Origin of the sequence: Micromonospora sp. NPDC048063, from assembly GCF_043202855.1 — a bacterium.
GTDB lineage: Bacteria > Actinomycetota > Actinomycetes > Mycobacteriales > Micromonosporaceae > Micromonospora.
Map to the genome: position 1 here is coordinate 94,644 of NZ_JBIDBG010000021.1, position 12,883 is coordinate 107,526.

A 12,883-nucleotide genomic window follows, 5' to 3' on the forward strand; every position below is an offset into this window, starting at 1 on the left:
GTCAGGCGTCCGCCGGGGTGGTGGCGGCGCGGGCGGCGGCGACGAGACGGTCGGTCTCGGCGAGCACGTCGGGGTCGTCCGCCGGGGTGCCGGGGTCGAGGCGGACCGTCCAGGTGAGGCCGTCCACGCCCGGCGCCCGCCGCGCGGCGACCCGGCCGGCGCCGCCGGGGACCGGGTGGTGCCGGGTGTACGCCACCGAGCGGGTGACCCGCTCCCGCACCTGGTGCGGCAGCTCGCCCGGGTCGAGCAGCAGGTAGGTCTCGGCCGGGCAGTCGGCCACCACCAGGTAGCCGTCGCGCTCGGCGACCGGCTCGGCCGGCGTGACGGTGAGTTCCCGGCCGGACCAGACCGCCTTGAGGATGTCGTGCCAGCCCAGCCGGTGCGCCCGGCCGGGCAGCCAGAGCCCGAGGTTGCTGGCCACCACCACGCCGTCGCCCTCGCCGTTGCCGGCCGCGGCCCAGGCGAGCACCCGCTCGTCGGGGGCCAGCGGCGGCCGGGCGGCCGTCGGCAGCTTCGGCCTGCGGCGGAACAGTCCCATCTACAGCCCTCCCGCGGCCTGCTCGCGCAATGCCCGGGCGTGCTGCTCCAGCGAGAGCAGCTCGCCGAAGGCGGCGAAGTACTCGTCCTTGTTGTTGACCGGGTTGATCCGCTGGATCCGGGACTTCAGGTCCCTGATCCGGCCGGTCACCGAGCCCCACTGCAACCGGGCGATCGTGACCGAGACGTAGCGCGGGTCGGGGTCGCCGTCGATGCGCAGCGGCTCCACGGCCAGCTCGCCGACGAGCGCCCGGGCCGCGAGGTCCTCGCAGGCGTCGCGGACGGACTCGATCCAGACCGCGCCGCCGGTCGCCGTGGCGGCCCCGCCGACGGCCGCGACGGCCGCCCGCACCGCCACGTGTACGGGGTGGCGGTACTCCGACGCCTCGACCGCGTCGAACATCGGCCCGGCCAGCACCGGCTCCTGGAGGGCGAGCTTCAGCGCCTCCCGCTCGACCATCGACTGCGGGTTGTCGACGACCGGCTCGGCCGGGGCGGGGCGGGCCGGCGGCGGGTTGTCCCGACCGGGCGGGGCGGACGCGGCGGCGAGCACGGCCCGCTGCACCGGCTCGATCTCCATGCCGAGGTCGCCGGCGAGCTTGCGGACGTACTCCGGGCGCTTCTCCCGGTCCTTGATCTTGGCCACCAGCGGCGCGGCCCGGCGCATCGCCTCCACCCGGCCGTCGACGGTGTCGAGGTCGTACCGGCTGATGACGTGCCGCAGCGCGAAGTCGACCAGCGGCTCGCGGCGGGCGACCAGGTCGCGGACCGCCATGTCGCCCTTGGCCAGGCGCAGGTCGCACGGGTCCATGTTGTCGGGGCTGACCGCGATGAAGGTGCGCCCGACGAAACGCTGGTCGTCCTCGAAGGCCCGCAGCGCGGCCTTCTGGCCGGCGGCGTCCCCGTCGAAGGTGAAGATGACCTCGCCGGCTCGTTCGTCGCTGTCGAAGAGCACCCGGCGCAGCACGCCGATGTGGTCCGCGCCGAACGCCGTGCCGCAGGTCGCCACCGCCGTCGGGACGTCCGCCAGGTGACAGGCCATCACGTCGGTGTAGCCCTCGACCACGACCACCTTGCCCTGCTTGGCGATCTCCCGCTTGGCCTGGTCGATGCCGTAGAGGACGTGCGACTTCTTGTAGATCGGCGTCTCGGGGGTGTTGAGGTACTTCGGGCCGTCGTCGTCCTCGAAGAGCTTGCGGGCGCCGAAGCCGATGACGTCGCCGGTGATGTCGCGGATCGGCCACATCAGCCGCCGCCGGAACCGGTCGATCAGCGTGCCGGAGCGCGACGGCCGGGACAGCCCGCCGGTGACCAGCTCGTCGTGGGTGAAGCCCTGCTGGCGCAGGTGCTTGGTGAGCAGGTCCCAGGCGTCCGGGGCGAACCCGCAGCCGTAGCGCTCGGCGGCGGCCCGGTCGAAGCCGCGGCGGGCCAGGAACTCCCGGGCCGGGCGCGCGCCGGCCGTGGTGAGCTGGGCGCGGTAGAACTCCACGGCGGCGGCGTGCGCGGCGACGAGGCGCTGCCGCTGCCCCTGCTGCGGGCGGGGCCGCGGCGCGGCGGAGTCGCCCTCGACGTAGCGCAGCTGGATCCCGGCCCGGGCGGCGAGCCGCTCCACCGACTCGACGAAGCTGAGGTGCTCGGCGTCCATCAGGAACTTGATCGCGTCGCCGCCGGCGCCGCAGCCGAAGCAGTACCAGACGTTGCGGGCGGGCGAGACGTTGAACGAGGGGCTCTTCTCGTCGTGGAACGGGCACAGCCCCTTGAGGTTGCCGCCGCCGGCCGACTTCAGCGTCACCGTCTCCGAGATGACGTCGGCGATCGAGCTGCGCTCCCGGACCAGCGCGATGTCCTCGTCCCGGATCCGCCCAGCCATGTCCGCCACCCCCTCGCCGTACATCCTGCCCTGCCCGACCGGCGGCGCGCGGCCGGGGGACGCCGGGTGTGGCGACCACCGCCGCCACCTCGGCGGTTCCGCCGGCGCGACCGCCTCACCCCGGGCGGGCCGCGCCGGTCACCGCGGCCGGCGCCGCAGGTAGCGCCGCACCGGCGGCGGGTCCTCCTCCTCGTACGACCGGGCGGCGCGGATCGCCGCGGCCAGGCCGTAGCGGCGGACCCGGGGCGGCGGGTTGACCGCCGGGTCCAGGGCCATGTCCCGGACCAGCGCGACGGCCAGGCCGAGCATGACCACCACGAACGGCAGCGCGACCAGGATGGTCGCCTGTTGCAGCGCGTCCAGCCCGCCGACCAGCAGCAGCACCGCGGCCACCGCGCCGATCAGCACGCCCCAGACCACGACCAGCGCCCGGTGCGGGCGCAGCGCGCCCCGGGAGGTCAGCGAGCCGAGCACCAGCGCGGCGGAGTCGGCGCCGGTGACGAAGAAGAGCGCGACCAGCACCATCGCCAGCAGGGTGGTCAGGCCCGCCAGGGGCAGGGCCTCGAGCAGGCCGAAGAGCGCCCGCTCGGTGCCCGCGCCGACGTCGGCGACCAGGTCCCGGGCGCCGGTGGCCTGCACCCGCAGGGCGCTGCCGCCCATCACCGCGAACCAGACCACGCTGGCCCCGCTGGGCACCAGCAGCACGCCGACGACGAACTGCCGGACGGTGCGGCCCCGGGAGATCCGGGCGATGAAGATGCCGACGAACGGGGCCCAGGAGATCCACCACGCCCAGTAGAAGATCGTCCAGTTGCCCAGCCAGGCCGGGTCGGAGAACGCGCCGGTACGGGTGGACATGGTGATCAGGTGGCTGAGGTAGTCGCCGACCGACGCGGGCAGCACCTCCAGCGCGTAGATGGTCGGGCCGGCCACGAACACGAAGACCATCAGCGCGACGGCGAGCACCACGTTGGTGGTGGACAGCCACTTGATGCCCTTGTGCAGGCCGGAGAAGGCGGAGACGACGAAGGCCAGGGTGAGGGCGGCGATCACCACCAGCTCGACCACCGTGCTGTCCGGCACGGGGGTGACCAGGTCCAGCCCGGCGGCGACCTGGAGAGCGCCGAGGCCGAGGCTGGTGGCCGAGCCGAAGACGGTGGCGAAGACGGCCAGCAGGTCGATCACCCGGCCCACCGGGCCGTCCACCCGCGCGCCGAGCAGCGGCTGGAACGCCGCCGAGATGCGGTTCTCCCGCCCCTTGCGGAACGTCGAGTACGCCAGCGCGAGCGCCACCACCGCGTAGATCGCCCACGGGTGCAGCGTCCAGTGGAAGAGCGTGTACTGCATCGCCACCGCCCCGGCCGCCCCGGTGTTCGGCGCGACGCCGCTGGCCGGGGGCGGCGCGGCGTAGTGCTCGATCGGCTCGGCGACGGCGTAGAAGACCAGGCCGATCCCCATGCCGGTGCTGAACATCATCGAGACCCAGGCGAGGGTGCTGAACTCCGGTTCGTCCTCGTCGGCGCCGAGCCGGATCCGGCCGAACTTCGTCGCGGCGATGACCACCGAGAGCACCAGGAAGGCGTCGGCGGCCACCACGAAGAACCAGCCGAAGGTGCTGATCACCCAGCCCAGGCCGGACTCACCGAAGCCGGCCAGGGACCCCCGGCCCAGCACGCCCCAGGCCACCACGGCCAGCACGCCGCCGACGCTGAGCACCAGCACCACCGGGTCGACCCGGCCCACGGCCTGCGGCCGGTCCCGCACCTGCTCGCTCATGCTCACCCCCCGCCCATCCTGCTGGGCACGGGGGCGACACACGGCGATATCGGGCGAACGCCCGCTCCCGGGGTGCCCGGGAGGGCCACTCAGGCGGGGACGGCGGCGGACTCCTCGGCCTCGACCTGGCGGTTCCACTCGGGCTTGCTGGCACGCCAGCCCTCGTCGTCCATGCCACGGCGCCAGTAGCCGGAGATGGAGAGCCGGTCGCGGGGGACGCCACGCTCGACGCGGAGCAGGCGGCGCAGTTCCTTCACGAAGGCCGCCTCGCCGTGGACGAAGGCGTGCACCTCGCCGGGCGGGAACTCCAGGTCGCGGACCGCCGCGACCAGGGCCTCCCCGACCGGGCGCCCGCCCCGGTGCAGCCAGGTCAGGCGCACCGCACCCGGGCTGGCCAGCCGCTGCTCCTCGGCCGGGTCGGCGACCTCGACGAACGCGACGGCCGGGGCGTCGGCCGGCAGCCGCTCCAGGGCGGCGGCGATCGCCGGCAGCGCGCTCTCGTCGCCGACCAGCAGGTGCCAGTCGGCGTCCGGGCTCGGGGCGTACGCGCCGCCGGGGCCGACGAAGTGCACCGGGTCGCCGGGGCGCAGCGCGGCCGCCCACGGCCCGGCGAGCCCCTCGTCGCCGTGGTGCACGACGTCGACGGTCAGCTCCCCGACCAGCGCGTCCCAGGCCCGCACCGTGTACGCGCGCAGCCGGGGCCACTGCTCCCGGGGCAGGTCACGGCGGATCGCGGCGAGGTCCATCGGGCTCGGGTGGTCGACCCCCGGCACCGGGAACACGATCTTGATGTAGTGGTCGGTGAACTCGCCCACCGGCAGGCCGGTCAACTCCTCCCCGCCGAGCACGAGCCGGATCAGGTGGGGGGTGGGCCGCTCGGTGCGCAGTACCCGGGCGGACGTGACCTTCTTCGGGCGCTCCGTCATGCTGGTTAGGCTAACCTAAGTACGTCGGGTCGCCCATTCCCGCCCCTCCGCCGGGCGCGCCCCGGGCGCGCCCGGAGCCGGGCGCCAGCCGCGCGTGCCAGGCCACGGCCGCCGGATCGGTGAGCGAGGCGACCTGGTCGATCACCACCCGGAGCCGGGCGGCGTCGTCCGGCGCGGCCCGCCAGAGTGGGGCGAAGACCGGGTCCAGCGCGTCCGGCGCCCGGCCGGCCAGGGCGTGCACCAGGTCGGCCAGCACCTCCTGCTGCCGCCGGTAGCGGCCCTCGGCGCCGGGGCGGCGCATCACGTACCGCAGGGCGATGCCCTTGAGCAGCGCGCACCGCGCCCGGATCCGCCGGGGCACCACCAGGTCGGAGGCGTACCGGCGGTGCGGGCCGGGGCCGTACCGCTCCTCGGTGGCCGCCACGACGGTCGAGACGAAGCGGCCGGTCAGCACGCTGGTGGTCGCCTTGAGCGCGGCCAGCGCGCGGTGGCTGCCGTCGTAGCCGGCCAGCGGGGCGAGCACGGGATCGTCGAGCAACTCCCGCAGCACCTCGTCGAGGTCGGCCGGGGACTCGCCGGAGTAGGTGGCCGCGACGTCGGCGCAGAGCGCGGCCCGCTCGTCGGGGTCGTCCAGCAGCGGGCGCAGCGTCACGTACCCGCCGTGGATGCCGTCCTCGACGTCGTGCACCGAGTACGCGACGTCGTCGGCCCAGTCCATCACCTGCGCCTCCAGGCAACGCCGGTCGTCGCCCGGGCCGCCGGCACGCAGCCAGGCGAATACTGGCAGGTCGTCGGCGTACACACCGAACTTGCGCTGGTCCGGACGGCGGGGCCACGGGTACTTGCTGACCGCGTCGAGCGAGGCGCGGGTCAGGTTGAGGCCGGCGGACGTGCCGTCCGGGGCGACCACCTTCGCCTCCAGCCGGGTCAGCACCCGCAGCGTCTGCGCGTTGCCCTCGAAGCCGCCGCACCCGGCGGCCAGCACGTCCAGCGCGTCCTCGCCGTTGTGCCCGAACGGCGGGTGCCCCAGGTCGTGGGCGAGCCCGGCGGTGTCCACCACGTCCGGGTCGCAGCCCAGCCGGGCGCCCATCTCCCGGGCGATCTGCGCGACCTCCAGCGAGTGGGTCAACCGGGTCCGCAGGAAGTCGTCGGTGCCGGCCGTGTGCACCTGGGTCTTCGCGGCGAGCCGCCGGAACGCCGCCGAGTGCAGCACCCGGGCCCGGTCCCGCTCGTACGCCGACCGCCCGTACCCGGTGTCCTTCGGCGGCTCGCCGACCCAGCGGGCCGTGTCCGGGTCGTCCGGCCCGGGACGCTCAGTCCGCACGCTGCCGCAGCACGCAGAACTCGTTGCCCTCCGGGTCGGCGAGCACGGTCCATTCGACGTCGCCCTGGCCGATGTCGACGTGCCGGGCGCCCATGTCGACCAGCCGCTCGACCTCGGCCTCCTGGTCGTCGGGGCGCAGGTCGATGTGCAGCCGGTTCTTGGTCTCCTTGTCGTCGGCGACGGGCACGAAGGTGATGCCCGGCAGCCGGTCGGCGGACCGGCGGATCTCCACCCCGTCCGGCTGCTCGGCCACCACCTGGTAGCCCAGTGCCTCGGCCCACCAGCGGGCGAGCCGGGCCGGGTCCCGGGCGTCGACGGTCAGGCTCTCCCAGGCGCTGCTCATGCCGATCAGGTTACGCCCGGACGGCCCGAACGGCTCGCCGCTGGCGCGCGCCGGACGGGCCCGCAACCTCCGTTCAGACGAGAGTTGTCGGCCGATCGCCGACCGTTACGGGACCTCGGTCCGGCATGGCCGGCGGTAGCGTTCCCGGAGCGGAACGTGACCAGACTGAGGGCCCGACGGTGGGAGTGACACCCGTGAACGCGGACACGATGATGGGAACGGAGTTGCAGGGGCTACGCCTACGCCGCCCCGAGGTGGCGGGCACGGTGCTGGCCGGCACCGACGGCCTGCTGATCTCCAGCGACCTGCCGGCGACGGACGCCACGCACCTGGCGGCGCTCGCGGCGGCGAGTTTCGGCCTCGGCCACCGGGTGGCCGACACCGTGCGGCACGGGGAGTTCCGGGAATCGGTGCTCCGCACCGCGGCCGGCGCGGTGGTCACCTACCCGGCCGGGCGCAACGCCCTGCTGACGCTGGTCGCCGACGGCGCCGCCGACCTGGAGGCGCTGCACGCCGACGCCCGGGCGGTGGCCCGGCGCGCCGGCTCGGTGCTGGACACCCGCCGGCCGATCGGGGTGACGCCGGTACCGGAGGCGCACTCCCTGCTCGCGGCCCGCACCTCCAGGGGCACCCTGCCCCGGCGCGTCACCCCCCACACCTGGCGCCGCCCGCCGATCTGAGCCACGCGGGAGCCGACCGACGATGCGGTCGCGCCCGCACGGCAGCGGCGGCGGATCCGCTCCCCCGGGTCCGCCGCCGGTCTGCCGAACGTCCCCGCGTCAGCGGCTGTCGGAGCCGTCCGTCTCCACCGCGGCGCGGCCGGCCTCCAGCCGGGCGACGGGCACCCGGAAGGGCGAGCAGGACACGTAGTCCAGGCCCACCTCGTGGAAGAAGTGCACCGAGTCCGGGTCGCCGCCGTGCTCGCCGCAGACGCCGAGCTTCAGCCCCGGCCGGGCCGCCCGGCCCTCCTCCGCGGCGATCCGGACCAGCCGGCCCACGCCGTCCCGGTCGATCGACTCGAACGGCGAGATGCCGAAGATGCCCAGCTCCAGGTAGCGCCAGAAGAAAGCGCCCTCCACGTCGTCCCGGGAGAAGCCCCAGCCCATCTGGGTCAGGTCGTTGGTGCCGAAGGAGAAGAACTGCGCCGCCTCGGCGATCTGGCCGGCGGTCAGCGCCGCCCGGGGCACCTCGATCATCGTGCCGATCAGCACCTCGACCGGCTGCTCCCGGGTCACCTCGGCGATGATCCGCTCGGCCTCGGCGCGGACCGTCTCCAGCTCCTGCACCGCCCCGACCAGCGGCACCATGATCTCCGGGCGCGGCGTCACGCCGCTCTTCGCGCACTCGACCGCGGCCTCCACGATCGCCCGGACCTGCATCGCGAACAGGCCGGGGATGACCAGACCGAGGCGTACGCCGCGCAGGCCCAGCATCGGGTTCTGCTCGTGCATGCGGCGGACGGCGGCGAGCAGCGCCTCCTCCTGGGCCACGTCCTCGCCACGCTCCTGGGCGACCGCCACGTTGACCGCGAGCTGCTCCAGCGGGGGCAGGAACTCGTGCAGCGGCGGGTCGATCAGCCGGACGGTGACCGGCAGCCCGTCCATCTCCCGGAAGATCTCCACGAAGTCGGCCCGCTGCAACGGCAGCAGCGCGCCCAGCGCGGCCTCCCGCTCGGTCTCGTCGCGGGCCAGGATCAGTCGCTCGACCAGCTCGCGCCGGTCGCCGAGGAACATGTGCTCCGTGCGGCAGAGCCCGATGCCCTGCGCGCCGAAGCGCCGGGCCCGGGCGGCGTCCGCGGCGGTGTCGGCGTTCGTCCGGACGGTCAGCCGGCGCGCGGCGTCGGCGTGCGACATGATCCGGTGTACGGCCCGGACCAGGGCGTTGTCGATGTGCTCCGGGTCGAGGCTGCCCTCGAAGTACTGGACCACCTCCGACGGCATGACCGGCACCTCGCCGAGGTAGACCTTGCCGGTGGTGCCGTCGATGCTGACGACGTCGCCCTCGGTGACGGTCTGCCCGGCGACCGTGAACTTCCGCTGCGGGATGTTGATTTCCAGCTCGTCCGCGCCGGAGACGCAGGTCTTGCCCATGCCCCGGGCCACCACGGCGGCGTGGCTGGTCTTGCCACCCCGCGAGGTGAGGATGCCCTTGGCGGCGATCATGCCGTTCAGGTCGTCCGGGTTGGTCTCCCGGCGGACCAGGATCACGTCCTCTCCCTCGGCGGCCAGCTCGACCGCGCGGGCGGAGGTGAAGACGACCTTGCCCACCGCCGCGCCCGGGGAGGCGCCGATGCCCTTGGCGACCGGCTGGAACTCGTGGTCGAGCTGGAAGCGCGGGAACATCAGCTGGGCGAGCTGCGCACCGTTGACCCGGTGCAGCGCCTCGTCGAGGTCGATCAGGCCCTCGTCGACCAGTTGTCCGGCGATGACGAAGGCAGCCGCGGCGGTGCGCTTGCCGACCCGGGTCTGGAGCATCCAGAGCTTGCCGCGCTCGATGGTGAACTCGATGTCGCAGAGGTCCTTGTAGTGGCCCTCCAGCCGGGCCATGTAACTGAGCAGCTCGTCGTAGGACTTCTTGTCGAGCTTCTCCAGCTCCTGCAACGGCACGGTGTTGCGGATGCCGGCGACCACGTCCTCGCCCTGGGCGTTGGCCAGGTAGTCGCCGTAGATGCCCTGCGCGCCGCTGGCAGGGTCGCGGGTGAACGCGACGCCGGTGCCGGAGTCCGAACCGAGGTTGCCGAAGACCATCGCCACCACGTTGACCGCGGTGCCGAGGTCGGCCGGGATCCGCTCCTGCCGCCGGTAGACCACCGCGCGCTCGGCGTTCCACGACTCGAAGACCGCGCGGATGGCCAGGTCGAGCTGCTCGCGCGGCTCCTGCGGGAACTCCCGGCCGGTGTGCTTGAGGAAGATCCTCTTGTACGCGTCGACCAGCCCGCGCAGGTCGTCCGCGTCGAGGTCGAGGTCGTTCCGGGTGCCCTTGGCACGCTTGGCGTCGTCCAGCGCGTGCTCGAACTCCTCGCCCGGCACCTCGCAGACGGTCTTGCCGAACATCTGGATCAGTCGGCGGTACGAGTCCCAGGCGAACCGGTCGTTCCCGTCCGCCTGGGCGCTCAGCCCGACCACGCTGCGGTCGTTGAGGCCGACGTTGAGGACGGTCTCCATCATGCCCGGCATGGAGAACTTGGCCCCGGAGCGGACGGAGACGAGCAGCGGGTCCTGCGGGTCGCCGAGGCGCTTGCCCATCGCCTGCTCCAGCGACGCCAGGTGCGCGGCGATCTGGTCGGCCAGCCCGTCGGGCTCCTCACCGGTGGCGAGGTACGCCTTGCAGGCCTCGGTGGTGATGGTGAAGCCCGGCGGGACCGGCAGGCCGAGGTTGGTCATCTCGGCCAGGTTGGCCCCCTTGCCGCCGAGCAGGTCCTTCAGGTCCTTGTTGCCCTCGGCGAAGTCGTAGACGTACTTGTGTTCCACCGTCTCTTGCGCTGCCACCAGAGCCTCCCACGCGCGCCGGTCCGACACTTAACGAAGGTTCAGTTGCTCCATACCCCGGGGCGGACCACCGGTAATCCCGATGCCATCCCGGCTGGTGGGCGAAGGCTAAGCGAACATCGCGTGACCCGGGGCCGTTCGGTGACAATAGGCACAGCCATCACGACTATCCGCGTTCGTACCGGTTTTTGGGAACGCTTCCACGAGCACGATCACGCAACTCCGGCCCCTCCCTCGTACTCTTGACGGCACGCATTTCGGTGAACCTCACCTTTGCCATAACAGCCGCGAATACACCCCCGGGGAGCCATCGCCGTGCCATCCGTTCCCACCGCCTCGGAGCCGCTCGACCCGTCCGCCACCGGGCCGGACGACCCGGCGCCCGGGCACCTCGACCTGCCGGCCCACGCGCCCGCCGCCGCCGACCTGGCCCGGGCGGCGGCCCGGACCGCCGGCGACCTGCTCGCCCCGCCCACCCCGGTCCGGCTGGGCGACGTGGTGCCCGCCCCCGAGCTGGTCGCGCCCGACCCGGCCGCCGACTTCGTCCTCACCGCCGAATCGGCCGTCCGGGTGAACGCCGACGACGCCGTCCGGGCCGTCGGCGAGCAGCTCGCCGCCCTGCTCCGGCCGGCCACCGGCTACCCGCTGCCGGTCGCCGACGCCACCCGGCCGGAGCCGGCCGGCGGCATCGCGCTGGCGCTGGTCGACGCCGACGACCTCGGCGCGGAGGGCTACCGGCTCGACGTGACACCCGACGGGGTACGCATCGAGGCCGCCACCCCGGCCGGGCTCTTCTTCGGCACGCAGACGCTGCGGCAGCTCCTGCCGGCGGCGATCGAGAGCCCCACGCCGGTCGCCGAGCGCTGGGCGCTGCCGGGCGGCTCGATCACCGACCGCCCCCGGTTCGCCTACCGGGGGGCGATGCTCGACGTGGCCCGGCACTTCTTCGGCGTCCCGGACGTGCTCCGGGTGATCGACCACCTGGCCCGCTACAAGCTCAACCACCTGCACCTGCACCTCACCGACGACCAGGGCTGGCGGATCGCGGTCGACTCGTGGCCCCGGCTGGCGACGGTCGGCGGGGCGTTCGAGGTGGGCGACGGCCCCGGCGGGCACTACACGCGCGACGACTACCGCCGGATCGTGGCCTACGCGGCGCAGCGGCACATCACCGTGGTGCCGGAGATCGACCTGCCGGGGCACACCCACGCGGCACTGACCGCGTACGGGGAGCTGGCGCCGGACCGGGTCGCGCCGCCGCCGTACACCGGCACCGAGGTCGGCTTCAGCTACGTCGACCCGGCCAGCGAGCGGACGTACGAGTTCGTCACCGACGTGCTCGGCGAGATCGCCGCACTCACCCCCGGGCCGTGGCTGCACATCGGCGGCGACGAGGCGTTCAAGGTGCTCCCCGACGCGTACGCCGCCTTCGTCGAGCGCGTCCAGCGGATCGTCGCCGACACCGGCAAGACGGTGGTCGGCTGGCACCAGATCGCGCCCGCCGGGCACGCCGACGGGCGGGTGCTCCAGTGGTGGGGGACGACGGGCGAGGACCCGGTCACCGCGGACGCCGTCCGCCGGGGCGCCCGGCTGATCCTCTCCCCCGGCAACCACGCCTACCTCGACATGAAGTACGCCCCCGACACCCCCATCGGGCACGACTGGGCGGGCCTCATCGACGTCCGCCGGGCGTACGACTGGGACCCCGCCGCCCACGTGGCCGGCGTCCCCGCCGACGCGGTGCTCGGGGTGGAGGCGCCGCTGTGGACCGAGTCGGTCACCTCGCGGGCCGAGGTCGAGTTCATGTTCTTCCCCCGGCTGCCCGCGATCGCCGAGCTGGGCTGGTCCCCGCGGACGGCGCACGACTGGGCCGGGTTCCGCGACCGGCTGGCCGGGCACGGCCCGCGCTGGTCCGCCGCCGGCATCGCCTTCCACGCCGCCCCGGAGGTGCCCTGGCCGGCGGAGCAGCCGGCTCCGGCCGCGTCCCCGGCGGCGATCCCCACCCAGCGCGGCCCCGAAGGGGCGCCCGCCCCGTCCGCCTGACGTCGCACGCCCGGCGGGCCCGCCAACCGCATGGTGGCGGACCCGCCGGCGCGGCGGCCCCGGCTGCGCCCCGATGTCCTGACGGGCGGCGGCCCCGACTGCGCCCTACGTCCTGTCGGGCGGCTGTCGACGGCCATTCGGCGACCCCGACGACCTGCGCCACCTGTCCCGCATGTCCGGTTCCCGCCGCCCGATATGCCCCGGATGTCGCCACCACGTGCGGCCCGTCCCGTGGCCGGCGCCACCCCGGCGGCGGAATCGTCGGCGGGCCCGGGTCGTTGAACATGGCATACCCGCGGCACTCCCCCGCGCCGCGGCGGCCCGAACGACCGGCGGAATGCGTCGCCGGCCCGGGTCGTTGAGACACCCCGGACGCCCCGAGCAGGCCCCGCCGCCGGAGCGATCCGTTCTGACCTCCCCCTCTCGCGGCACGCCGTCCCCCCGTGCGCGCCGCACACCCCCGATCGAAAGGTGCACACCATCATGCGTACCGATCTGATCCGTAAGGCCGCCCTGACCGCTGCCGGCCTCGCCTTCACCGGCGGCGCCATCGCCGGCCCCGTCACCGCCGCCCAC

Annotated in this window: 9 protein-coding genes; 2 read left to right on the plus strand and 7 right to left on the minus strand. The window is 74.3% G+C overall.

All coding sequences use genetic code 11. The features are described from left to right. Nucleotide 1 precedes the first annotated feature (1 nt). From ACGFZ2_RS30670 to ACGFZ2_RS30695, 6 genes are all read right to left on the minus strand, one after another. Nucleotides 2–538 (minus strand): hypothetical protein, encoded by a 537-nt coding sequence (locus ACGFZ2_RS30670; protein WP_393263283.1) that lies wholly within the window; start codon nt 536–538, stop codon nt 2–4. Beyond that, a complete protein-coding gene (gene dnaG, locus ACGFZ2_RS30675) occupies nt 539–2,431 on the minus strand; it encodes a DNA primase (protein ID WP_393459584.1) in 1,893 nt (630 codons plus the stop codon). A gap of 114 nt (nt 2,432–2,545) precedes the next feature. Beyond that, on the minus strand, nt 2,546–4,183 hold the full coding sequence (locus tag ACGFZ2_RS30680) for a BCCT family transporter (RefSeq protein ID WP_393459587.1): 1,638 nt from the start codon (nt 4,181–4,183) through the stop codon (nt 2,546–2,548). 89 nt (nt 4,184–4,272) lie between these two features. Continuing rightward, entirely contained in the window at nt 4,273–5,109 is an 837-nt protein-coding gene (locus ACGFZ2_RS30685; RefSeq protein ID WP_393459590.1) for a siderophore-interacting protein, read from the minus strand. Between the two features lie 10 nt (nt 5,110–5,119). Beyond that, nucleotides 5,120–6,433, minus strand: a complete 1,314-nt coding sequence (locus ACGFZ2_RS30690; protein ID WP_393459593.1) for a deoxyguanosinetriphosphate triphosphohydrolase — start codon at nt 6,431–6,433, stop codon at nt 5,120–5,122. Next, complete coding sequence (locus ACGFZ2_RS30695; protein WP_393263292.1) at nt 6,423–6,776, minus strand: VOC family protein; 354 nt, start codon at nt 6,774–6,776, stop codon at nt 6,423–6,425. The genes ACGFZ2_RS30690 and ACGFZ2_RS30695 overlap by 11 nt, the downstream gene beginning before the upstream one ends. A 194-nt stretch (nt 6,777–6,970) precedes the next feature. Here ACGFZ2_RS30695 and ACGFZ2_RS30700 point away from each other — a divergent pair, with 194 nt between their 5' ends. Further along, nucleotides 6,971–7,456 carry a roadblock/LC7 domain-containing protein gene (locus ACGFZ2_RS30700; RefSeq protein ID WP_393459596.1) on the plus strand — a complete coding sequence of 162 codons (486 nt, stop codon included), beginning with the start codon at nt 6,971–6,973 and terminating at the stop codon, nt 7,454–7,456. Between the two features lie 99 nt (nt 7,457–7,555). Here the strand turns inward: ACGFZ2_RS30700 and ppdK are convergent, their stop codons facing one another. Further along, complete coding sequence (ppdK, locus tag ACGFZ2_RS30705) at nt 7,556–10,264, minus strand: pyruvate, phosphate dikinase (RefSeq protein WP_393459598.1); 2,709 nt, start codon at nt 10,262–10,264, stop codon at nt 7,556–7,558. 315 nt (nt 10,265–10,579) lie between these two features. Between ppdK and ACGFZ2_RS30710 the strand changes: the two genes are divergently transcribed. Then, the gene (locus tag ACGFZ2_RS30710) at nt 10,580–12,307 is read left to right on the plus strand and encodes a beta-N-acetylhexosaminidase (RefSeq protein ID WP_393459601.1); all 1,728 of its coding nucleotides are present in this window, start codon (nt 10,580–10,582) and stop codon (nt 12,305–12,307) included. Nucleotides 12,308–12,883 lie beyond the last annotated feature (576 nt).